The sequence below is a fragment of the Streptomyces sp. P6-2-1 genome, assembly GCF_050613165.1.
Classification (GTDB): Bacteria; Actinomycetota; Actinomycetes; order Streptomycetales; family Streptomycetaceae; genus Streptomyces.
The window spans coordinates 4,817,549-4,839,771 of the sequence record NZ_CP192513.1 but is presented as its reverse complement, the minus strand read 5'-3'; the positions used below and the strand labels follow the sequence as shown (position 1 = coordinate 4,839,771).

At 72.5% G+C, this 22,223-nt stretch carries 20 protein-coding genes; 9 read left to right on the top strand and 11 right to left on the bottom strand.

Going from position 1 to position 22,223, the window contains the following annotated elements:
- Window positions 1-119: 119 nt before the first annotated feature.
- From ACQYWQ_RS20770 to ACQYWQ_RS20760, 3 genes are all read right to left on the bottom strand, one after another.
- Complete coding sequence (locus tag ACQYWQ_RS20770) at window positions 120-1,757, bottom strand: peptide ABC transporter substrate-binding protein (RefSeq protein ID WP_431036546.1); 1,638 nt, start codon at window positions 1,755-1,757, stop codon at window positions 120-122.
- A gap of 749 nt (window positions 1,758-2,506) precedes the next feature.
- On the bottom strand, window positions 2,507-4,411 hold the full coding sequence (gene typA, locus ACQYWQ_RS20765) for a translational GTPase TypA (protein ID WP_431036544.1): 1,905 nt from the start codon (window positions 4,409-4,411) through the stop codon (window positions 2,507-2,509).
- A 155-nt stretch (window positions 4,412-4,566) separates the two neighbouring features.
- Window positions 4,567-6,975: an ABC transporter family substrate-binding protein gene (locus tag ACQYWQ_RS20760; protein WP_431036543.1), complete on the bottom strand. Its 2,409-nt coding sequence runs from the start codon at window positions 6,973-6,975 to the stop codon at window positions 4,567-4,569.
- Between the two features lie 173 nt (window positions 6,976-7,148).
- On the opposite strand from ACQYWQ_RS20760, the gene ACQYWQ_RS20755 reads away from it, so the two are divergent.
- Window positions 7,149-7,763, top strand: a complete 615-nt coding sequence (locus ACQYWQ_RS20755) for a dihydrofolate reductase family protein (RefSeq protein WP_431036541.1) — start codon at window positions 7,149-7,151, stop codon at window positions 7,761-7,763.
- A 122-nt stretch (window positions 7,764-7,885) separates the two neighbouring features.
- On the opposite strand, the gene ACQYWQ_RS20750 is transcribed toward ACQYWQ_RS20755, so the two are convergent.
- From ACQYWQ_RS20750 to ACQYWQ_RS20740, 3 genes are all read right to left on the bottom strand, one after another.
- Window positions 7,886-8,440, bottom strand: coding sequence for an isochorismatase family protein (locus tag ACQYWQ_RS20750; RefSeq protein WP_431036539.1), 555 nt, complete (start codon window positions 8,438-8,440; stop codon window positions 7,886-7,888).
- 39 nt (window positions 8,441-8,479) lie between these two features.
- Window positions 8,480-9,766, bottom strand: coding sequence for an MFS transporter (locus ACQYWQ_RS20745; RefSeq protein ID WP_431039272.1), 1,287 nt, complete (start codon window positions 9,764-9,766; stop codon window positions 8,480-8,482).
- Between the two features lie 251 nt (window positions 9,767-10,017).
- Complete coding sequence (locus ACQYWQ_RS20740) at window positions 10,018-10,500, bottom strand: MarR family winged helix-turn-helix transcriptional regulator (protein WP_431036537.1); 483 nt, start codon at window positions 10,498-10,500, stop codon at window positions 10,018-10,020.
- Between the two features lie 165 nt (window positions 10,501-10,665).
- Here ACQYWQ_RS20740 and ACQYWQ_RS20735 point away from each other — a divergent pair, with 165 nt between their 5' ends.
- Window positions 10,666-11,769 carry a LacI family DNA-binding transcriptional regulator gene (locus tag ACQYWQ_RS20735; RefSeq protein WP_431036535.1) on the top strand — a complete coding sequence of 368 codons (1,104 nt, stop codon included), beginning with the start codon at window positions 10,666-10,668 and terminating at the stop codon, window positions 11,767-11,769.
- 120 nt (window positions 11,770-11,889) lie between these two features.
- Here the strand turns inward: ACQYWQ_RS20735 and ACQYWQ_RS20730 are convergent, their stop codons facing one another.
- Window positions 11,890-12,870, bottom strand: a complete 981-nt coding sequence (locus ACQYWQ_RS20730) for an SDR family NAD(P)-dependent oxidoreductase (RefSeq protein WP_431036534.1) — start codon at window positions 12,868-12,870, stop codon at window positions 11,890-11,892.
- Window positions 12,871-12,934: 64 nt separating this feature from the next.
- On the opposite strand from ACQYWQ_RS20730, the gene ACQYWQ_RS20725 reads away from it, so the two are divergent.
- The gene (locus ACQYWQ_RS20725; protein WP_431036532.1) at window positions 12,935-13,504 is read left to right on the top strand and encodes a TetR/AcrR family transcriptional regulator; all 570 of its coding nucleotides are present in this window, start codon (window positions 12,935-12,937) and stop codon (window positions 13,502-13,504) included.
- Between the two features lie 46 nt (window positions 13,505-13,550).
- Here ACQYWQ_RS20725 and ACQYWQ_RS20720 read toward each other — a convergent pair whose 3' ends face one another.
- Window positions 13,551-14,354: an AraC family transcriptional regulator gene (locus ACQYWQ_RS20720; protein ID WP_431036530.1), complete on the bottom strand. Its 804-nt coding sequence runs from the start codon at window positions 14,352-14,354 to the stop codon at window positions 13,551-13,553.
- A gap of 62 nt (window positions 14,355-14,416) precedes the next feature.
- On the opposite strand from ACQYWQ_RS20720, the gene ACQYWQ_RS20715 reads away from it, so the two are divergent.
- Window positions 14,417-14,926: a DUF2000 family protein gene (locus ACQYWQ_RS20715; RefSeq protein ID WP_431036529.1), complete on the top strand. Its 510-nt coding sequence runs from the start codon at window positions 14,417-14,419 to the stop codon at window positions 14,924-14,926.
- Between the two features lie 23 nt (window positions 14,927-14,949).
- Here the strand turns inward: ACQYWQ_RS20715 and ACQYWQ_RS20710 are convergent, their stop codons facing one another.
- Window positions 14,950-15,234, bottom strand: coding sequence for a MarR family winged helix-turn-helix transcriptional regulator (locus tag ACQYWQ_RS20710; protein WP_431036527.1), 285 nt, complete (start codon window positions 15,232-15,234; stop codon window positions 14,950-14,952).
- Between the two features lie 7 nt (window positions 15,235-15,241).
- Here ACQYWQ_RS20710 and ACQYWQ_RS20705 point away from each other — a divergent pair, with 7 nt between their 5' ends.
- The gene (locus ACQYWQ_RS20705; RefSeq protein WP_431036526.1) at window positions 15,242-15,655 is read left to right on the top strand and encodes a hypothetical protein; all 414 of its coding nucleotides are present in this window, start codon (window positions 15,242-15,244) and stop codon (window positions 15,653-15,655) included.
- Window positions 15,656-16,087: 432 nt separating this feature from the next.
- Window positions 16,088-16,885: a GNAT family N-acetyltransferase gene (locus ACQYWQ_RS20700; protein WP_431036525.1), complete on the top strand. Its 798-nt coding sequence runs from the start codon at window positions 16,088-16,090 to the stop codon at window positions 16,883-16,885.
- 52 nt (window positions 16,886-16,937) lie between these two features.
- On the opposite strand, the gene ACQYWQ_RS20695 is transcribed toward ACQYWQ_RS20700, so the two are convergent.
- Window positions 16,938-17,990: an acetylxylan esterase gene (locus ACQYWQ_RS20695; protein WP_431036524.1), complete on the bottom strand. Its 1,053-nt coding sequence runs from the start codon at window positions 17,988-17,990 to the stop codon at window positions 16,938-16,940.
- 362 nt (window positions 17,991-18,352) lie between these two features.
- The gene (locus tag ACQYWQ_RS20690) at window positions 18,353-18,670 is read right to left on the bottom strand and encodes a PaaX family transcriptional regulator C-terminal domain-containing protein (RefSeq protein WP_431036523.1); all 318 of its coding nucleotides are present in this window, start codon (window positions 18,668-18,670) and stop codon (window positions 18,353-18,355) included.
- Window positions 18,671-18,873: 203 nt separating this feature from the next.
- Here ACQYWQ_RS20690 and ACQYWQ_RS20685 point away from each other — a divergent pair, with 203 nt between their 5' ends.
- The 3 genes from ACQYWQ_RS20685 to ACQYWQ_RS20675 all read left to right on the top strand — a co-directional run bounded on the left by ACQYWQ_RS20685 (window position 18,874) and on the right by ACQYWQ_RS20675 (window position 22,118).
- A complete protein-coding gene (locus ACQYWQ_RS20685) occupies window positions 18,874-20,148 on the top strand; it encodes a sugar ABC transporter substrate-binding protein (RefSeq protein WP_431036522.1) in 1,275 nt (424 codons plus the stop codon).
- A 6-nt stretch (window positions 20,149-20,154) separates the two neighbouring features.
- Window positions 20,155-21,138, top strand: a complete 984-nt coding sequence (locus ACQYWQ_RS20680) for a carbohydrate ABC transporter permease (RefSeq protein WP_431036520.1) — start codon at window positions 20,155-20,157, stop codon at window positions 21,136-21,138.
- Between the two features lie 152 nt (window positions 21,139-21,290).
- Window positions 21,291-22,118 (top strand): carbohydrate ABC transporter permease, encoded by an 828-nt coding sequence (locus ACQYWQ_RS20675; protein WP_431039271.1) that lies wholly within the window; start codon window positions 21,291-21,293, stop codon window positions 22,116-22,118.
- The last annotated feature ends 105 nt before the right edge of the window (window positions 22,119-22,223 follow it).

Here is a 22,223-nt window from a genome sequence, read left to right as displayed (position 1 = left end):
GCCAACGGGCCCTCCCCCGACGTCCGGTGCGTCCGTCGGAAAAGGGCCCCCAGCTGCGGCTTTGCGCCCGGCCGGCGGTGTTCACACCGGCCGGGTCGCAACGAGCCTGGATTCTTTTGTTACTTCTTGACCTGGATCTGCGTCAGAATCGGGTCGCCGTTCTGCGCGTAGTCCACGTTCTGGACCTTCTCCGAGTAGCCGGCGTTGACCTTGTAGTACCAGAGCGGGATGGCCGGCATGGTCTCGACCAGCTTCTTCTCGACCTGCTGGTACTCGGCGACGGACTCGTCGAGCGTCTTGGCGGTGTCCGCCTTGGCGATCAGCTCGTCGATCTCCTTGTTGGAGAAGCCGCTCTGGTTGCCGTCCGACTTCGTGCCGTAGAGGTCACGGATGAAGTTGGCGTTGACCGGGTAGTCCAGCACCCAGCCACTGCGGTAGAAGGACTTGACCTCGTGGGCGTCACGGGCGTTCAGGTCGGCCTGGAAGTCGGCCTTCGAGTCGCCGACGCACTTGACGCCGATCGCCTTGGTGATGGAACCGCAGACGGCCTCCACCCACTCCTTGTGGCCACCGTCGGCGTTGTACTGGATCGAGATCTTGTTGCCGGGGATGCCACCGCCCTCGGCGATGAGCTTCTTCGCCTTGGCCGGGTCGTACTTGGTGACGTCACCGGCGACGTTCGGCTGGTAGCCCTTGACGCCCTTGGCGACGAACCCGGTCGCGGGCTCGCGGGTGCCCTGGAGCACGGTCTTGGTGATCGTGTCGCGGTCGATCGCCATCGACAGGCCCTGGATGACCTTGGGGTCGACGTCCTTGAACTGCTTGCCGTAGAAGGCGGGGACGATCGACTGGATCGCGGAGTACGCCTTGTCGACGGCGCGGTCGCCGAGGTCGCTCTTGTAGACCGGGAGGTCCTTGGCGCCGATCTGGCGGAGCACGTCGACGTTGCCCGACGTCAGGTCCTCGTAGGCGGTGTCGAGGCTGGAGTAGTTCTTGAAGATCACCCCGCCGTTCTGCGCCTTGTCGGGACCCTGGTAGCCGTCGTACTTGACGACCTTGATCTGCTTCTTGTGGTCCCAGCTCGCGAACTTGTACGGGCCGTTGCCGATCGGCTTCTCACCGGCCGCCTTCGGGTCCTTGTAGAAGGACTCGGGGAGCGGCGAGAAGACCTCGTAGCCCAGCTTGTACTCGAAGTACGGGAGCGGGTTCTTCAGCTCGATCGTGAAGGTGTTGTCGTCGACGATCTTCAGGCCGGACATGTCCTCGGCCTTGGGCTTGCCCTTGGCCGGGGCGACGTCGTCGAAGCCCTTGATGTCGGAGAACCAGAAGGCGTTCTGCTGCTTGTTGGCCGGGCGGGCCGCCCAGTTCCACGCCTTGACGTACGACTCGGCGGTGACCGTGGTGCCGTCGTGGAACTTCCAGCCGGGCTTGAGCTTGACCGTGTAGGTCTTGCTGTCCTTGGTGTCCACCGACTGGGCGTTCACCATCGTGATGTTGCCCTTGGCGTCGTAGTCCACGAGCTGCGAGAAGAGCGCGCGGGTGACGATGCTGCCGTTGGACTCCATCGTGTTCGCCGGCTGGAGCGGGTTCTGCGGCTCGCCGACCTCGACGGAGAAGATCCCCTTGGCGTTCACCGCGCCCGCTGCGGGCTTCTTGCTGCTGTTGTCGCTGCCGCCGTCGTCGCTGCCGCAGGCGGTGGCCGCCAGGGCAATGATCGCCGCGCCCGCAACCCACTTGGCGCTTGTCGCACCACGCATGGGGTTCCTCCTCATGAGTCCACTTGTCCACTGCAAAGAGAGGGGCGCACGACACATGCCGACGACGGTGCCTTCATGGAGTGCTGCGCCTCAGTGTGCTCGTGAGTCGGCGCGACAGCGCGTGACCCATTGACCCGAGCTCTACGGCGAACACTATTCGTCATTTGAACGACGACTGACCACACCCTTTTGGTCTCGGTTCGGTCACACCTGTTCCAGTCGGCTCTTAAAATCCGGACAAATAGAGGCGAAGCAGATGGGTGCGAAACGGACTCGTTACACAGTTATCGGTCAGGGTGTTCCGCTATTCGGACACTTCTGAAAGAAAAAAGGGTTGCAGAGAGTGGCCTTCCGGACCCTCCCGCACGGGGATGACCCTCCGTGGTCGACGCGCGTCGACTCCGGCGAACAGGGCGCGGCCCCGGGGGCGTTGAGGCGGGTCCTGAAGCGCTTGCCGCACCAGAGTGCCACGCGGGCGGGGCGGAGGGGAGAGCGCCTTCGGAAAATGGGCCCGGCCGCCCCGTACAGGCCCGCGCACCGCCCCCGTACCGGCCCCCGCGCCGCCCCGCTCCGTACCGCCGCTCCCGACCTTCGGCCGTTCCCCCGTGGCCTCTTGACAGGCCGTCAGGGGCGCTTGTTCCACGATCACCGGGCGGGTGCTCCCGGGGCCGGGCGTGCCGAGGGCCCGGCGCTCCCGCGAGGGGGCGCCGGGCCCTCGGCGTACGGCGGGAACAGCCGTGCCGCTCGGGTCAGTTGTGCTTGGCGCGGGAGGCCGAGCGGGCGCGCTCGCGGCCGTCGAGCACGACCTTGCGGATGCGGACGGTCTCCGGGGTGACCTCGACGCACTCGTCGTCGCGGCAGAACTCCAGGGACTGCTCCAGCGAGAGCTTCCGCGGCGGCACCAGGGACTCGGTGACATCGGCCGTGGAGGAGCGCATGTTGGTGAGCTTCTTCTCCTTGGTGATGTTCACGTCCATGTCGTCGGCGCGCGAGTTCTCGCCCACGATCATGCCCTCGTACACCTCGGTGCCGGGCTCGACGAAGAGGACGCCGCGCTCCTGGAGGTTCGTCATCGCGAAGGCGGTGACGGAGCCGGAGCGGTCGGCGACGAGCGAGCCCGAGGAGCGCGTGCGCAGCTCGCCGAACCACGGCTCGTGGCCCTCGAAGATCGAGTGCGCGATACCCGTGCCGCGCGTCTGCGTGAGGAACTCCGTACGGAAGCCGATGAGGCCGCGCGCCGGGACGACGAACTCCATGCGGACCCAGCCGGAGCCGTGGTTCGTCATCGTCTCCATGCGGCCCTTGCGGACGCCCATGAGCTGCGTGACCGCGCCCATGTGCTCCTCGGGGACGTCGACCGTCATGCGCTCGACGGGCTCGTGGAGCTTGCCGTCGATCTCCTTGGTGACGACCTGCGGCTTGCCCGCCGTCAGCTCGAAGCCCTCGCGGCGCATCTGCTCGATGAGGATGGCGAGCGCCAGCTCACCGCGGCCCTGCACCTCCCAGGCGTCGGGGCGCTCGGTGGGCAGTACGCGCAGCGAGACGTTGCCGATCATCTCGCGGTCCAGGCGGTCCTTGACGAGGCGGGCGGTGACCTTGCGGTCCTTGACCGCCGACTTGTCGGCGCCCTTGCCGCCGGGGCCCCGGCCGACGAGCGGCGAGGTGTTGGTGCCGAGCGTCATCGAGATGGCGGGCTCGTCGACCGTGATGAGCGGCAGCGCGATCGGGTTCTCGGGGTCGGCGAGGGTCTCGCCGATGGTGATCTCGGGGATGCCCGCGACGGCGCAGATGTCGCCGGGGCCCGCCTTCTCGGCCGGCTTGCGCGTGAGCGCCTCGGTCATAAGCAGCTCGGTGATGCGCACGTTCTGGATCGAGCCGTCGCGCTTGATCCACGCGACCGTCTGGCCCTTGCGCAGCTCGCCCTGCTCGACACGGCACAGCGCGATACGGCCGAGGAAGTTGTCGGCGTCGAGGTTGGTGACGTGGGCCTGGAGGGGCGCGGCCTCGTCGTACTCGGGGGCGGGGACGGTGTCCAGGAGGGTGGAGAAGAACGGCTCCAGGTTGGTGGAGTCGCTCGGGACGGTGCCGTCGTCGGGCTTGGTGAGCGAGGCCACTCCGTCACGCGCGCAGGCGTAGACGATCGGGAACTCGATCTGCTCCTCGTCCGCTTCGAGGTCGAGGAAGAGGTCGTACGTCTCGTCGATGACCTCGGCGATACGCGCGTCGGGGCGGTCCGTCTTGTTGATGCAGAGGATGACGGGCAGCCGTGCGGCGAGGGCCTTGCGGAGCACGAAGCGGGTCTGCGGGAGCGGACCCTCGGAGGCGTCGACCAGGAGCACCACCGCGTCCACCATCGACAGGCCGCGCTCGACCTCACCGCCGAAGTCGGCGTGGCCGGGGGTGTCGATGATGTTGATGGTGATGGGCTCGCCCCCGTCCTTGGGGTGGTACTTCACGGCCGTGTTCTTGGCCAGGATCGTGATGCCCTTCTCACGTTCCAGGTCGTTGGAGTCCATCATGCGGTCGTCCAGGTGCTCCGCCGCGTGAGCGGCGAAGGCCCCGGCCTGCTTCAGCATGGCGTCGACCAGCGTCGTCTTCCCGTGGTCGACGTGGGCGACGATGGCGACGTTACGGATGTCATGGCGCGTGGGCACTTGCGGCGATTCTCCCGAGTCGTGGATGGCTGCGCGTCCGGTCTCGTACGCGCGCCCTGCCGGGCGGAACATGCCACGGCCTCACCCCATCGTACGGGGCCCGTACCGGGTGGCGCGGTACGGGCCCCGTGGGCGGGCTCAGGAGGAGACGCGGGTCACTCGGCGGCGGGTGCCTCCGTGTTGATCACGGGCTTCCCGGCCGGTGCCTTCGTCCCCTTGGCGCCCTTCGCGCCCTTCGCCGCGAAGCCGATGTTCTCCCAGTCCGGGGTCGCGAAGCCGAAGGCCCCGGCGTTGAGGAGGTCGGAGCGGGCCGCGACGAGTTCGGGGCGCTGGTAGAGCGGGATGGAGCCGGCCGCCGCCCAGATGCGGGCGTCGGCCTTCTTCACGAGCTGCCCGGCCTCCTTGGCGTCGAGTGTCCCCGCCGCCTGGTCGAGGAGCTGGTCGATGCGGTCGGTCCCGACGCGCGTGTAGTTCTGGTCGACGTTGAGCGAGCCGTCGGCCGCCGGGACGGGCTTGCCGTAGACGGGGCGCGCGTCGGTGGCGGGGAAGGCGGTGCCCGGCCAGGACCACAGCGCCATGTCGTAGTCGCCCGTCGCGATGTGGTCCTTGAAGTAGGAGGCGTCGGGGACCTTCTGCACCTGGGTGCGGATGCCGATCTTCTCGACCATGTCCGCGATCTTCTCGCCGACCTCGCGCAGCTGCGCGGAGCCCGCGCCCGAGGGGACGACGAAGCGGAGCGTGAGGGGCTTGCCGTCCTTGCCGAGCACGGCGGGGACCCCGGCGGGTCCGGCCTTGGGCGCGGCCTCCTCCCTGGGCGGCGCCGGGGTGCCCTTCGGGGCGTAGGCCCCCGCGGCCCCCGCGGCCTTCGCGGGGCGCTCGGCCATCGCGTACGCCTGGTGCAGGAGGACGGACTGCGGGGGTACGGGGGCGGGGGCGAGCGGGGCGGCGGCGTCCTCCACCTTCTTCCCTGCCCCGGCCTTCTCGCCCGCCTGCGCCTTCTTCCCTGCCCCGGCCTTCTTCTCGGCTGCCGCCTGCTCCGCCTCGGCCTTCTGTGCCTCCGTCGCCTTCCCGGCCTGCTCCGCGGTGGCACCGGCCTTCTCGCCCTGGGCGCGGGACTCGTCGTCGGGGGCCTTGCCGTCGGTTCGGGGTGCCTTGCCGTCGGAGTCCGCTCCTGCCTTGCCCCGGGCGGCCTCGTCCTTCTTCTCGCCGCCCGCCAACGGGGCCTGCTGGTAGCCCGCGTCGGAGAGGAGGGCCTGCGCCTCGGCGGCGTCCTGGCGGCCCAGCGCTCCGCTGCTGTCGGCGTAGGCGTCCTGCCCGGCGAGGGCGAGGTGGCTGCCGACGGGGTCGGCGGGCAGGCCGAGCGGCTTGAGCACGAGCTGCGCGAGTGCCCTGCGGTCCAGGGCGCGGGCCACGGCACGGCGCACGCGCTCGTCGGCGAGGGGGCCCGACTCGCCGTTGAGCGCGAGCTGCGTGTAGGCGGGTTCGAGGCTCTTGCGCAGGCGGTAGCGGCCGAGTGCCTTCTGCTGGGCCTCCTCGACGGCGCGGGCCTCGGCGAGGTCGGCGCGGTTCTGCCGGTCGAGGCGGTTGACCTGCTCGGGCTTGCCCTGCGCGAAGGCGCGCGAGTAGACGTCCTGGGCGACGGCGCCGGCCGCGTTGGGGCCGTTCTGCGTCGCGAGCGGCCCGCCGCCGCCCTTGCCCGCGCGGGCGATGCGCGCGGCCTCGTCGGGCTCCACGGGGGCGAGGTCGACGCGCCCGTCGAGCATCGCCTTGACCCGGGTGCCTGCGGGGACCGCGCGCAGGACGAGGGCGTCGAGCTTGGCACGGTCGCCCCACCAGCGGGTGTCGCGCTCCAGCGTGAGGTCACCGGTCTTGCGGTCCTGCTTGCCGACGCGGAAGGGGCCCGCGCTCACGGCGAGCCCGGTGCGGGCGCCGTCGTTGAAGGTCTCGGGGCTGCCCATGACCTCCTTGGGGTACAGCGGCGAGAAGAGGGCGCGCCAGTCCGCGTACGGCTTGGCGAAGGTGACCCGTACCTCCTGCGCGTTGGCGCCGCGCTCGACCTTCGCGATGCGGTCGTACCCGGCGTTGCGCGCGGTCCAGTACTTGCTGTCGGAGCCGCGCAGGGCCTGCCACTGGGCCGCGAAGTCGTCGGCGCCGATCTCGCGGCCGTTGTTCCAGGCCGCCTTGGGGTCGAGGTGGTAGACGACGACCTGGCGGGGCTCGGTGGTCTCGACCTTGGCGTCGCGCAGGTAGGCGGCGGAGCGGGCCGGGCGGCCCTGCTTGTCGAGGTGGAACATCGAGGGCAGCGTGGCCGAGGCGACGCGCGCGGTGGTGGTGTCGGCGTCGGCCTGGAAGGTGTTGAGGGTGCTGGGGAGCCGGTCGACGGCCCAGTGCAGGGTGCTGCCCTCGGCGACGCGGTCGCGTGCGGCCTGGTGGACGTCGGGCGCGACGACGCGCCCGGCGTGCGGGGCGCTGTCGCCCGAGCAGGAGGTGAGGGCGGGCACGGCGAGCACGCCTGCCACAAGGAACACGGCGGAACGCAGTCTCGGGCCGCTGTACGACGACATCGTGCTGGTACCTCCGTGGCGTGACGCCTTGTCCGACTGTCTGCTTACTGTCCGATCACATCTATTGCCCTCGAAGCGCGGGACGCGGACCGGCGCACCCGGTTGGCCCACGGAAGTCCCCCGGTGGAAGCAGCGGAGGAGGGGAGCGGGCGCGGCGGGGGTAGCCCTCGCCCATGACCCGCATCGTCGCCGACATCTCCGTCTCGCTCGACGGCTTCGTCACCGGACCGGACCCCGGGCCGCTCAACGGGCTCGGGGACGGCGGTGAGGCGCTGCACACCTGGGCGTTCTCGGACGATCCCGGGGACCGGCGGGTGCTGGGCGAGGGGACGGCGCGCTCGGGGGCCGTCGTGATGGGGCGGCGGCTCTTCGACGTCGTGGACGGGCCCGGCGGGTGGGACGAGGAGGTGGGGTACGGGGCGGGGCGGGCCGCGCGGCCCGCCTTCTTCGTCGTGACGGGTGCGCGGCCGGGGTCGGTACGGCTCGACGCGCTCGACTGGACCTTCGTCACGAACGGGCTGCCCGCCGCCGTGGCCGCCGCGCGCGAGCGCGCCGGGGCCGCGTCCGCCGCGGCGGGGCGGGAACTCGACGTCGTCCTCATGGGCGGGGGCGCGCTGATCCGCTCGGCCTTCGCGGCGGGGCTCGTCGACGTCCTCTCGCTGCACCTGTCCCCCGTCCTGCTCGGCGCGGGCACCCCGCTCTTCACCGGCGGTACGGCGCGCACGCTCGTGCGGCGGGACGTGCGCGTGACGTCGACGGCGACGCACCTCACGTACGACGTGGTGTGAGGACGTACGCGCGCGCGGCGCGCGGAGCGGGGCGGGAGGCGCGGCACGGGCAGGCGGGCGGGGCGTACGCCGGAGGGGCGGCCACCGTGTCGGTGACCGCCCCTCCCGTGCGATGCCCCGGCTCAGCCGATGAGCTTGGTGATCTCCTCGGTCGTGCCGGTCTCGCCGAGGCGCGGGAAGATGCGCTCGACGCTGTTGGCGTGCGCCTCGGCGCTCATGTCGGACACGGCGTCCGTCACGACGGTGACGTTGTAGCCGTACTCCTGCGCGAAGCGCGCCGTGGACTCGACGCCGATGCTCGTGGCGATGCCGGTCAGGACGACCTGCGTGATGCCCCTGCGGCGCAGCTGCGAGTCGAGGTCGGTGCCGTAGAAGGCGCCCCACGTCTGCTTCGTGACGCGGATGTCGGAGTCCTGCGCGTCCAGCTCGGCGACGAGGTCGGCCCAGTCGGCCGGGGGCTGCCCGCCCTGGCCCTGGGCCTCGTTGCGGCCGGGGGCGCCGCCCGTCACGTTGACGAGCACGACGGGCAGGCCCTTGGCGCGGAAGGCGGCGGCCAGTCCCGCGGAGCGCGCGATGACGTCCTGCGCGGGCACGGGCGCGACCGGCATACCGGCGATGCCCTTCTGGAGGTCGACGACGATCAGCGCGGTGCGGGGGTCGAGGGTCGTGGCGGTCATGGTGGTGCTCCTTCGTATCGGGGGAAAAGGGGGGGCCGCTCAGGCGCGGGGGCGCAGGGAGCGGTCCAGGAGGGTGAGGACGAGGACGGCCGCGCCGAGCACGGCCGAGACGAGCGCCATGAGGTGCATACCGCCGTCGGACGCGCGCTGCCCGTAGGCGAGCGCGATGAGACTCGAAGCGGTGACGGCGCCGATGTACTGGGCGGTGCGCTGGAGCCCGGCGGCCGAGCCGATCGCGTCGGCGGGGGCGTGCTGCTGGATGGCGGCCTGGTTGCTCGTACCGAGGAGGCCCTGCGGGATGCCGAAGCAGGCGGCGACGAGGAGCAGCACGGCGAGCGGCGTGCGGCCCGTGACGCCCGCGAGGACCCCGGCGCCGAGTGTGAGTAGCGCGGCGCCGAGCGAGAGCGGGGCGCGGATGCCCTTCGTGCGGGCCGCCGTGAGCGAGCAGACGAGGGCACACAGCGACATCGGCAGCATGACGAGCCCGCTCTGCGTGGACGAGTAGCCGTGCGCCTCCTCCAGCCACTGCGTGAAGCCGTACATGACGCAGTAGATCTGGAGGTAGCTCAGCCCGTGGCGCAGGTAGGTGCGGGCGAGGGGGCCGTTGCGGGCGATCAGGCGCAGGTCGAGGAAGGGGCGCGGGGTGCGCAGCTGCCAGCCGGTCAGGAGCGCGGCGCACACGGCGAACGGGGCGAGGAGCCACCAGTCGGGGTGCGCGAGGTCGAGGAGGAAGACGCAGAGGAGGGTGAGCGCGGCGGCGAAGAGGCCGATGCCGAGCGGGTCGATGCCGAGCGCGCGGGGCTTCTCGCCCGCGGCGGTACGGGCCCGGGGCGGGTCGGCGGGGACCCACACGAGCGCGAGCGCGAAGGCGGCGAGCGCCATCGGCACGTTGACGAGGAAGATCGCCCGCCAGCCGAAGGCTCCGACGAGCAGGCCGCCGAGCGTGGGCCCGACGGCGGTGGAGCCGAGTCCGGCGAAGGAGAGCCGGGCGAGTACGGGGCGCGGGGTCGGCCTGCCGACGCGGCGCGACTCGTCCCGCAGCACCGCCATCGCGGCCGGGTACGCGGCGGAGGTGCCGATGCCGAGCAGGAGCCGCGAGACGAGCAGCCAGCCGAAGCCGGGCCCGAAGGCGCCGACGAGCCCCGAGGCCACGACGACGAGCAGACCGCCGAGGAAGACCCGGCGCGGCCCGATCGTGTCGGCGAGCTTGCCGAGCACGGGCTGCGCGACGGCGCTCGCGAGGTAGAGCACGGAGATGAGCCAGGCGGTGTCGGCGGCCCCGATGCCGAGGTCGTGCCCGATCGCGACCAGGGCGGTCGAGATCATCGTGGTGTTGAGCGGGTTGAGCACCGAGCCGAGCAGGAGGGGCGCGGTGAGCCGCGCGGCGAACCCGCGCCCGCCAGGGGCGGGAGCGGGGGCCGTGGCGCGATCGGCTCCCGGGCGGGCGGGGCCGCCGGGTATCCGGACGGGGGTGTCGGGTGCCCCGGCGGGGGTGTCGGCGAGGGCGGCGCGGGAGCGGGGGGCTCCCGGGGTGCCGGGGGCCGCTGCGGGTCCCCCGGCCTCGCCGGTGGGCCCGGTCACCCCTCCACCACCTTGGCCAGGAGCGTCACGGCCTCGGCGACCAGTGCGCGCTCCTCGGGGCCGAGCCGCGTGTCGAGTGCGTGGGTGAGCCAGGTGCGTTTGGCGGCCCGGACCTCCGCGAGAACGGCGTGGCCGCGCTCGGCGACGGAGACGACGGACTGGCGGCCGTCCCCGGGGTCGGGGGTACGGGCGACGAGGCCCTGTTCGTGCAGGTGGCCGAGCGTGGCGCGCATCGACTGGGGGCGTACGTGCTCGGCACGGGCGAGTGCCGCCGTGGTCATCGGGCCCTCGCGGTCGAGCCGGGCGAGCGCGGAGCGCTGGGTGGGGCTGAGGAGGCTGCGCGCGGAGTGCGTCCGCAGGCGCCGCATGAGCAGCCCCGCCACCGAACCCAGTTCGTCGGCGAGCCGCGCGCTGTCCGGGTGCGGGCCGCCGGGGGCGGGCCGCGCGGGGGTGGCTGCGGGCTCGGTCATGACGGCCACCGTACGAGTTCGGCAGGGAAACTTGCAAACTTACTTGTCGATCACGGCTGCGGACAGGCTCTCCCCCCCGGGGGGGCGTGAGGACTGGCTCACCCTGCGGACCCTTGCCCCCGCACCCTCGCGCTACCTAGAATGAATGCGCTTTCATCGAGGGCGAACCCATTCATGGCGAACAGAACAGGCGAAGGTGCTGCTGTGAGCGACACCCCCACGGTCTACGACGTGGCCGAGCAGTCGGGCGTGTCCATCGCCACCGTCTCCCGCGTCTACCGCAGCCCCGACTCCGTGCGACCCGCGACGCGCGAGAAGGTGCTCGCCGCGGCCCGCGCCCTCGGCTACGTGCCGAGCGGCAGCGCGCGCGGGCTCGCGAGCCGTACGACGGGGATCATCGGCCTGTGCTTCCCCGACTACGCCGACCCGGACGCGGATTCCGGGGCGGGCGAGCGCGACGAGGAGGCCGGGACGCTCTACTCGGACCAGATCATCAGGGGCATGGAGCGCGCGGCCCGCCGCCACGGCTACGCGCTGCTCATCGCCGCCTCGCTCGCCGGGGGTCCCGAGAGCCTGGTGGCGAAGGTCGCCGGGCGCGTGGACGGGTTCGCCGTGCTCGCCCGTACGGTGCCGACCGAGGACCTGGAGGTCATCTCGCGGCGCGTGCCCGTCGTGATGCTCGCTGGGCCGCGCGAGATAGACCACATGGACCACATCGAGGTCGCCAACCGGGACGGCGAGTACCAGCTCACGCGCCACCTCATCGACGACCACGGCCTGCGCCGCCTCGCCTTCGTCGGCAGCGCCGACGAGTCGCCCGACGTCGGCGCCCGCTTCGACGGCTACCGCGACGCGCTGCGCGAGGCGGGCCTGCCCGTACCCGGTGAGCCGGACCTGCGCGCCCCGCTGATGACCCGCGCCGAGGGCTCCCGCGCGACGCGCGCCCTGCTCGACCGGCCGGGGCCGCGCCCCGAGGCGCTCGTCTTCGCGAACGACCAGATGGCGGTCGGCGCCCTGCACACGCTGGAGGAGGCAGGCGTACGGGTCCCCGAGGACCTCGCCGTCACCGGCTTCGACGGCATCCCGCTGAGCCGAGTCGTCCGGCCCCCGCTCACCACCGTCCGCCAGCCGATGCGCCGCATGGGCGAGGAGGCCGCCGAACTCCTCATCCAGCGCGTCACGGAGCCGGAGCGGACGCCGCCTGTCTCGCGCGTGCTGCCGGTGGAGGTCACCCGCAGGGGAAGCTGCGGCTGCGGGGGCGGCACGGCGGAGGGCTGAGCCCGTACGGGCCGAAAGGGCCCCGTACGAACGGAACCGCCGGGAGGGCTGAGCCCGTACGGGGGGCGAAGCGGTCCCCGTAAGGAACCGAGCGGCAGAGCGGCGGCGGAGGCCGCTCCCTCATACGAGCGGCGCGCTCGTGAGCGCGGCCGAGACCGTCCACAGGCGCTCGGCGCGCACCGGGTCGAGCGCCCATTCCTTGACGCCGTGCGGATGCTCGGCGAGCGCGGCGTCATCCGGCACCGTGTACGCCTCCTGGCAGTCGTCGAGGTAGTGGCCCCCCGAGCGCGCGAGCGCGGGGTGGACGGCGGCGACCATCGTGGTCGCCGCACCCTGACCCACCGTCTTGTACGTGAAGACCCCCGCCGCCTCCGCCGCGTCGAGCGAACGGCGTTGCGCCTCGGTGAAGTGCCGTTGCAGCCCGGTGGCGACGCCGCCCGGGTTGACGGTGTTGGCGACGATCCCGTCCCGGGCCCAGTGCCGCGTCGCCGCGACGGCGAAGAGCGAGTTCGCCGTCTTCGCGCGCGCGTAGGCCACTTGCGGATCGTAGGCGCGGTGCGCGAAGTGGAGATCGCCGAAATCGACCCCGGCCCGCATGTGGGCCGTCGAGCTGACCGCGACGACGCGGGCGCCGCCGCGCTCGGCCGCTCCCCGGGCCAGGGCCTCGCGCAGGCCCGTGGCGAGCGCGAAGTGACCGAGGTGATGGGTCGCGAACTGCCACTCCCAGCCCTCGCGGGTGCGCGCGAGGCCGCCCGTGACGACGCCCGCGTTGTTGACCAGGAGGTGCAGCGGTGCCCGCCAGGCCGCGAGGAACCGCGCGATCGAGGCCCGGTCGGCGAGGTCGAGCGGCGCGACGTCCGGGCGGGCCCGCCCGCTGGAGCGGGCTATCGCGTCGGCGACCGCGCTCCCCGCGTCCGTGTTCCGCACGGCGAGCGTGACGCGCGCCCCCGCCGCCGTCAGGGCACGGGCCGTCTCGGCCCCGATGCCGGAGGAAGCCCCCGTCACGAGCGCGCGGACGCCGTCGAGGTCGTGCCCTCGCAGCACGTCGTCCGCCGTACTGGAGGCGGTGAAGGGTGTCACGAGCCATGTGCGCTCAGCCATGCCCGGGAACTTTACACATCACACTGCATTTGTATAGTGCGTCTCCCTCTCGTACGCTCCTCGCATGAGCCGCGAGACCGACGCACGGGACGAGGCCGGTCCCGGCCGGCGGGGTGCCGTACTGGAGGCCGCGATGGCCACGTTCGCGCGGTACGGGTACCGGAGGACGTCGATGGCGGAGGTGGCCCGCGCGGCGGACATCTCGCGGCCGGGTCTCTACTTCCTCTTCTCCTCGAAGGAACTCCTGTTCCGCGCGGCGGTCGAACAGCTCCTGGAGCGCGATCTCGCGGCGGTGGAACGGGCGCTCTCCGACACCGGCCGTCCGCTGCCCGAGCGTCTCGCCGACGCCTTCGACCGGTGGGCGGGGCGCTACACGGAGCCACCTGCGCGCGACATCCCGGAGGTCGTCGAGGCCAACCCCGGCCTGCTCGGGGAGTGCGCGGAACGGGCGCCGCGCCGCTTCGAGGAACGGGTCACGGCGGCGCTGGCGGAGGAACCCGGCGTACCGGCGCGGGACGCGGCGGGCATCGCGCGGACGCTCATCAGCACCTCGGTCGGCCTCAAGCACCAGGCCCCGTCACGCGCCTTCTACACCGGCCGCCTCGCCCTCGCGATCCGCCTCCTGGTCCGCTGAGCGCCCACGGGCGACGGACGGCGGGCGCCGCTCCCGCCCGGCCCCCTCACCGCCCCGTCGCGAAGCGGCCCCGGGCGAACCTGCCCGGTGTCGTGCCCAGGAAGCGGCGGAAGTGGCGGGTCAGGTGCGGCTGGTCGTAGAAGCCGGACTCCGTGGCGGCACGGGCGGCGGGGAGCCCTGCGACGAGGAGGTGGCGGGCGCGGTCGACGCGGCGGGCGGTCACGTACTGGTGCGGGGCGATGCCGAAGGCGCGCGTGAAGGCGCGGACGAGGTGGGTCTCGTCGGCGTGCAGGACGCGGGCCGCCTCGGCGAGGCTCAGGGACCCGGGGAGACGGGCGTCGAGCAGGTCGCGCAGGTCGTGCGGCAAGGAGCGTGCGGGGGGCGCCTGGGCGGCGGGCGGGCGCAGGTGGCGGCGCAGGCGGTCCAGGACCAGGGCGAGCCTGCTCTCCGCCTCCAGTGCGTCGCCCGGGTGCGTCAGCACGGAATGCAGGCGGCCGACGCGGTCGCGGAGCAGCGGGTCGCTGAGGTCGGGGGTGTCGGCGGCCGGGCCGGTCAAGTCCGCGCCCAGGCGTGTGAGATCGAGGTACAGGACGCGTTTGCGGAAGCCGCCGGGGCTCGCGGCCGAGCCGTTGTGCGGGACGTACGGCGGCAGCAGCGAGACCGTGTCGCGCGGGGTGCCGTGCGGGTGCCTGCCCAGGTCGTAGCGGACCGCGCCGTCGTCCACGATGAGGAGCGTCCAGGCCTCGTGCACGTGCATCGGGTACGCGTGGTCCGTGAAGCGCGCGTGCAGCACCTCCGTCACCCCGGGGACCGCAGGCCGCCACGCCGAGATCTCGTGCCGGGTCGCCATGCGTCGAACGTACGCCAGGAACGTACAAGAACGCGCCCCGCCTCCCCCGCGAGGCTGATCCCATGACCAGCACCGAAGCCCCCGTGGCCCCCGAGGCTCCCGGCACCCCCGACGCTTCCGTCGCCCCCGCCGCTGCCGCTCCCGTCGCCCCCGACGCTCCCGTCCGCTTCGACACCAAGATCGCCGTCCTGCTCCGCGACGACCTCGCCCCCTGGCAGCGGCTCAACGTGACCGCCTTCCTCGTCAGCGGCCTCGGGACCCAGGTGCCCGAGGTGATCGGCGAACCGTACGCGGACGCCGACGGCACCCCGTACCTGCCGATGTTCCGCCAGCCCGTCCTCGTCTTCGAGGGGCCCGCGAGCCTCCTCACGACGGCCCACGCCCGCACCCTCTCGCGCGCCCTGCCGCGCGCCGTCTTCACCGCCGGCCTCTTCGCGACGGGCCATGACGCGGCCAACCGCGCGGCGGTGCGCGCGGTCCCCGGGGCCGCGCTCGACCTCGTGGGGCTCGCGGTGTACGGACCGAGGAACGCGGTGGACAAGACGCTGAAGGGGGCGCGGATGCACCCGTAGGGCCGGGCCGCGGTGCCGGGCGCTCAGCGCCGGTAGCCCGGGCGCACCCCGGCGTGAGTCGTGAGTCCCTCCGCCTCGGCCAGGCTCGTCAACAGCGCGGTGAGCGTGGCTCGTTGAGCGTCGTCCAGCGGCTGGAGCAGCGCCTCCTCATGGGCACAGGCCGCCTCCCGTACGCGCTGGAGCAGTTCCTCGCCCCGCGCCGACAGGCGCAGCTCGTGCTGCCGGCGGTCGCGGGCGCTGCGGTGGCGTTCGACCAGGCCCAGGCCGTCCAGGCGGTCCACGAGGGTCACGACCCGGCTCGGGACCACGCCGAGCGTGTTCGCCAGGTCCCGCGGGCTGCTCGCCTCGGCGGCGCTCGCCGCCTCCGGGCTGCTGACCTGGACGCTCGGGCAGCCCGCCGCGCTCGGCACGCCCGGCGTGGCCCGTACGCTCCAGTACCTCGCCTTCGCGAGCGGCGGGCCCGGGCACGTCGTACCGTTCGGGCTGCTGCTCGCCGGGGTCGCCGTGCCCGCGCCGCTCGCCGGTCTGCTGCCGCGCCCGCTCGCGTGGGCGGGGCTCGTCCTGGCGGGGCTCGCCGAGCTGTCCGTCCTGGCCCTGCTCGCCGAACCGCTCGCCCCACTGCTCCCCGTGGCCCGCTTCGGCGGCCTCGCCTGGCTCATCGCGGCGGGGTTCCTGCTGCCGCGCACACGGACGCGGGGCCGTAACGGTGGGCTCGGTGAGGGTGGTTGAGTGGTTCGTGACGTACGGCGGCGGGCGGCGGCGCGAGCTGGACGCCGCCCGCCGACCGCCGTACCGTCGTTGACCACCTCTCCCCGCCACCGCCGTACGCGCGTAAAGCAGTTGAGCCGGCGGCCTCAGCTGTGTCACAGTGAGCCGCCTTTCCCGCACCGTGGTGGGCAGTCCGTCCCGGTGCACCGCGCCGTGGCGAACAGCGCCCGGGGCGAAAGCAGTTCGAGCTATCGAGGGAATGAAGTCCATGAGCACGGCGTCCGTCAGCGACCGCCGCGCACTCTGAGGAGGGCCTCGCGGCCTTCCCGCGGTGGTCCCACGTCCGGCCGCTCACGACGGCCGCGTTCCGTACCGCCCGCACGCGATTCCGCGTGTCCGCACGCGATTCCGTGTGCCCGGGCGCCCGTGTGACTCCCTCGAAGGACTTCGCAGATGACTTCCGTGGACCCCTCCACGTCCCCCGCCTCCCCCTCCCCCTCCCCCGGACTGCTCGTGCAGGCCGCGACCGCCGAGCAACTGCGGCGCAGGCCACGGGTGGTGGAGACACCCGGCTTCGTCGCCGGGTTCCAGGACGGCGATCCGAACCCGTACCTGAACTACGCGACCCCGCTGCCCGGCGCCGAGCCCTCGGCCGACGACGTCGCCGCGCTCGTCCACGCCTTCCGCACGCGGGAGTTGCTGCCCCGGCTCGAATTCGTCCCGGCGGCGGCACCCGCCGTCGCGCCCGCGCTCCTCGCCGCCGGGTTCACGGTGGAGGCCGAGCACGACTTCCTGGTGTGCACACCGGACACGTACGCACCCGACCGGAGCGGCCCGCCCACTCATGTCCCCGGCACGGACGAGGAGTTCGCCGCCGTCGACGCCGCCCTGAGCGAGTCCTTCGGCGGCCCGGGGACCGCGAGCCCCGAGGGGGTCGCGCGTTTGCGGCGTACGTGCGAGGGCGGGGGCGCGGTCCGCTCCGTGCGTGCCGCGGACGGGAGCTGCGCGGGCGGGGCGAGCTGCACGGCGCCCGCGCTCGGGACGGCCGAGCTAGCGGGCGTCGGCACGCGGCCCGCGCACCGGCGCAGGGGCGTCGCCGCCGCCGTCGTCTCGGCACTCACGGCCGACATGTTCGCGCGCGGCGCCGCCTCCGTGTGGCTGGAGTTCTCCGGCGACGACTCGCGCCGCGTCTACGAACGTCTCGGCTACCGCCCGCTCGGAACCCGCCTGTATCTGCGGCTCGCCGACTGACCCCCGCCCGTACCGCGCCCCCGCCGGGCAGGGCGCCGCCCCCGCTCGCCCGCTATCCCGGCATGGTGGCCGCGAAGAAGTCCGTGCGGGCCTGGGCGAGCGCGGTGCGGTCGGTCGTCTCCTCCGCGTACGGGTGGTGGCCCGCGCGCAGCAGGAAGGGGTCACCCGCCGCGGGGAGCGCGTTGTGCACGGCGAACTGGCCGGGCGGGGGCACGGCGGGGTCGTAGAGCGCGGCGGCGACGAGGGTCGGGACCCGGATCAGCGTCGCCGCCGTCGCCGCGTCGAAGTACGTGAGGACGTCGGTGACTTCGGGGTGCTCCGCGTGGTACCCGCGTACCGACTCGCCGCTGCCGAGGCTCGGGAGCGTGAGCCGCAGCGGGTGGTTGCCGAAGGTCGGCACGGTGAGCTGCGCGGCGACGAACCGCTCGTCCCACGGCAGCGCGAGCGCGCCGAGGCCGCCGCCGAGGCTCTCGCCGAGGTAGCCGAGGCGCGGCCCGGCGAGCGCGGGCACCAGCTCGACGAGCGCGCTCGCCGCGCACCACAGGTCGGCGACGCACTCCCCGAGCACGGACGTCTCGCGGCTCCCGATGCCGTGCAGCACGTGGGCGTCCGGCTCGGCGGGGACGCCGTCGACGAGCCCGCGCGCGGGCAGTCCGCGCACGCAGGGCAGGATCGCCGCCGACTGCCCGAGCGGCAGCGGCAGATCCGGCCCGGGCCGGTCCCTGCCCCCGTAGCCGTGCCCGATCACGAAGCCGTGCCGCACGGGCCCTTCCGCGGGCATCGCGAACCACCCGCCGAGCCGCACTCCGCCGAGCGAGGTGTACGAGACGGAACGGATCACGAGCCCGTCGCGCTCGTCCTCGACGGGGCCGGGTTCCGGCTCCGTCGCGACCGCGCGCGCCCGCCCCCGCAGCCGCCCCCAGAACTCGCCGAAGTCGTCGGGCGCGGGGGGCGCGGGAACAGCGAGCAGGGCGGGAAGCTCGTAGCCGTACGTGGGATCGAAGCCGTACGGGCTGTAGCCCGCGCCGGGCGGCTGCGGAGCCGCGCCGGGTCCCTCCTGCGGCGTGCCCGGTCCCTGCGGCGGCGTGTCGTCTGCGTGCACCATGAGTCCCGACCCTACGGCCTCCCACCAGCCCCAACGACTCGGTGGCGGCCCCACGGGTCACCCCGGTGACCTCCCGCGCGCCTCCCTCCGCCCGCTCCGCGCCCCGCGTCCCGGCCCGCGAGGGCGAGCGCGCGGGGTCACCGCCGCGCGTCGGCCTCCGTCGGGGCCCGGTGCGCCGCCCGTGTCGGTGCCGGGCGGCAGGACGGCCGTGCGGTGCCTCCCCGCGTGCGCGGCGGGGAGCGCGAGCGGGTGCGGGGTACGGGGGTGCCGGAGCCCTCGGTGTCCGTGCCCTCGGTGTCCGTGTCCTCGGTGTCCGTGCCGCGGCCGTGCGCGAGGGATCGCGTGCGGGCAGGCGGCTCCGTTCACCTCGTGCGGCCGCCCGGCGACCAGTGCGGGGCCGCGTGCGCGAGCGCCCGGCCTTCGAGGAGCGCCACCAGCCGCTCGAAGAGGCGCACGGCCTCGGGGCCCGCCCAGTCGTCGGCCAGGACCTCGGGCGGCAGTCCGGGGTCGCGGAAGGGCAGTTTGCGCCAGTGGTCGAGCACGGACAGGTACGTGACGAAGGCGTGCCCGCCCCCGACGGACGCGGTCGCCGCGAGCTGCTCCGCCTCGGGCCCGTACCGCACGGCGAACTCCCGGTAGCGGCCGTCGATCCCGTCGAGGTCCCAGCCGCTGCGGGACAATTCATATGATGTAAGCGCAAGCCACGCCACCACCCCCACCCCATTCACCCCACACCCCCTCCCCAGAACATCCACGAAGTGTGACGTAGACCCCCCTTGCGCCCGCCCCACCCCTCGCGCCACAGTGATGTATGCGCTTACAGACAGCGCATACATTCCCTGCCGTCGGACCGGCGAGGAACCCGCTCAAGGAGGAGCACGTCATGAACCGCCCCGCGAGACTCCGCACCCGGAAGACCGTGCGGAACACCACGGTCGCCGCTGCCTCGATCGCCGCGATGGTCGTCATCGCCGCCTGCGGCGGCTCCGGAAGCGGCGGTGTCTCCGCCGACAAGAAGCAGACACTCACGGTCTGGGGCATGGGCGCCGAGGGCGAGAAGCTCGCCGACGTCGCCAAGACCTACGAGAAGTCGCACCCGAACATCACCATCAAGGTGACCCCGGTCGGCTGGGACGTCGCGCACCAGAAGCTCGTCTCCGCGGCGGCGGCGAGCAAGCTCCCCGACATCGCGCAGATGGGCGGGAGCTACATGGGCGAGTTCTCCGAGCTGGGTGTCCTGGAGCCGGTCGACACGAAGACCTTCCACGAGAAGGACTTCTTCCCGGCCTCCTGGAAGCAGGGCGTCGTGGACGACACCGCGTACGGCGTGCCGTGGTACGTGGACACGCGCGTCGTCTACTACCGCACCGACCTCGCCAAGAAGGCCGGGATCACCGAGGCGCCGAAGACGTGGAAGGACATGAAGGCCCTCGCCACCGCGTACCAGAAGCAGGCCGGTACGCAGTGGGGCCTGTCCATCCAGCCCTCCGGCACCGACACGGTGCAGAGCTTCTACCCCTTCCTGTACTCGGCGGGCGGGCAGATCGTGAGCGACGACGGCAAGAAGGCCGTCGTCAACAGCCCCGAGGCGGTCCGCGCGCTCACGGAGTACGGCTCGTACTTCGACAAGGGCCTCGCGAAGAAGAGCGTCACGCCCGGCTACGACGTCCTGAAGGACTTCGACAGCGGCTCCGTGCCGATGTTCTTCTCCGGCCCCTGGCAGATCAGCTCGATCAACCAGACGCACCCGAACCTCAAGGGCAAGTGGGGCATCACGACGGTGCCGCGCGACGCGTCGGCGACCTCGATGGCCGGCGGCTCCTCGCTCGTGATCTCCAAGGACAGCGACCACAAGGCCGCCGCCACGGACTTCGTGAAGTACCTCACCAGCGCCAAGGGGCAGACCGAGTTCTACAAGGCGAGCGGTGACCTCCCCGCCCGTACCTCCGCGTGGGACAGCGGCGACCTCGCCACCGACAAGAACCTCCAGATCTTCCGCACGCAGGTCGAGAACTCGAAGACCTCGCCCGCGCTCGCGAAGTGGTCGGAGATCTCCTCGAAGGTCGACGACGCGATCGAGCAGGTGACCCAGGGCAAGGCGAACGCCAAGTCGGCCCTGGACAAGGCCCAGTCCGAGATCGAAAGCCTCCTGGGGTAAGCGGTCATGAGCAGCACGGCAGACACGGCCGCCCCGGCGGCCACGCAGGGCCCGCCCGCCCCCGCCTCGCGCGGGGGCCGGGGGGCCGGGCCCGCCCGCCGGGGCGGTTCGGTGCGCACGCACCACCTGGCGGGCTGGCTCTTCTCCACCCCCTTCCTCGTCCTCTTCGCCGTCTTCATGGCGCTGCCGATCGTCGCGACGCTCCTCATGAGCTTCACCGACTTCGGCCTCGCCAACGTGACGCACCCCTTCGACGCGAAGTTCATCGGCCTCGACAACTACGTCAACCTCTTCCAGGACGACAAGTTCCTGAAGTCCCTGTTCAACACGGGGTACTTCGTGGTCGTCGGGGTGCCGGTCACGATCATCGCCGGGCTGCTCGTCGCGGTCCTGCTCAACAACGGCATCGACCGCGCGCGGACCTTCTTCCGGGTCGGTTTCTACGCGCCCGTCGTGACCACGATCGTCGCGGTCGCCGTCGTGTGGCGCTTCGTGCTCGACCCGGGCGACGGGCTCGTGGCCGGGCTCTTCGACGCGGTCGGGCTCACCTCGCCCGACTTCCTCGGCAACGAGCACCTCGCGATGCCGTCCATGATCGCGATGGCGGTGTGGCGCAACCTCGGCAACGTCATGGTCCTGCTCATCGCGGGCCTCCAGGCGATCCCGCAGGAAGTGCGCGAGGCCGCCAAGCTCGACGGCGCCGGCGCCTTCCAGGAGCTGCGCAGGATCACGGTCCCGCTCCTTCGCCCGACGCTGCTCTACTCGACCGTCATCACCACGATCGGCTTCCTCAACGTCTTCGAGGAACCCTTCGTGATGACGCAGGGCGGCCCCAACAACAGCACCCTCACCGTGTCGCTGGACATGTACAAGGAAGGCTTCAACTTCTTCCACATGGGCTACGCGAGCGCGATGGCGTACGTCCTCTTCATTGTGATCATGGCCATCACGGTGCTCCAGCTCCGACTGCTGAAGGACAACACGAAGTGAGCGCCACGACACCGGCCCCGCGCCGTACCCCCGGCGAGCAGGGCAGCGAGCGACCCGGCCGCCCCGGGACGCACTCCACGAAGGCCCCCGGCCACGACCCCGGTCACGACGCGGGCCAGGACCCGGGACGCCCGGCCGCGCCCAGGCGCCCGCTGAGCGAACGCCTCCGCCAGCCCCTCACGTACGTGGCCCTCTCCGTCGGCCTGCTCATCATGGCGGCGCCGTTCCTGTGGATGGCGCTCTCGGCCTTCAAGACCGACGAGGAGCTGGGCGGTGCCACGACCGTCTGGATTCCCTCGGAGTGGACCCTCGACCAGTTCCGCGCGCTGCTCGACAAGCTCGACCTGCCGCTGTACTTCATGAACTCCGTGATCGTCGCGGTGCTCGTGACCGTCTGCAACCTGGTCTTCTGCTCGATGCTGGGCTACGCGCTCGCGAAGCTCGACTTCTTCGGCCGCAACAAGGTCTTCGCGCTCGTGCTCGCCGCGCTCATGGTGCCGGGCAACCTGATGCTGCTGCCGATGTACGTGCTGATGAACAAGCTGAACCTGCTCGACAGCTACGCGGGTCTGGTGCTGCCGTTCGCGGCCGGTGCCTTCGGCGTCTTCCTCATGCGGCAGTTCATGCAGTCGATCCCCGACGAGCTGCTCGAAGCGGCCCGGATGGACGGCGCGAGCGAGTGGTACATCTTCTGGCGGATCGTGATGCCGCTGGTCAAGCCCGCCCTCGCGACGCTCGGCATCCTGACGTTCCTCGGCTCGTGGAACAACTTCGTGTGGCCGCTGATCGCGACCAACGACCCGGACAAGTACACGCTGCCCGTGGCCCTCGCGACGTTCGCGAACGACCCCAACAAGGTCGCGGGCTCGAACGGTGTCCTGATGGCGGGCTCGCTCCTCGTCGTCCTGCCCGTCCTGCTCGTGTTCATCGTGCTCCAGCGGCACTTCAAGCCGGATCTCGCGACGGCCGGGCTCAAGTAGCCGCGCCGCCCCGCGCGATCCCGGTACGGGGACGGGGCACACCAGCCCCCGCGGCCCCGTCCCCGTACCCCCCTGTCTTCTCTCCCCCCTCAGCAAAGGTTCGTT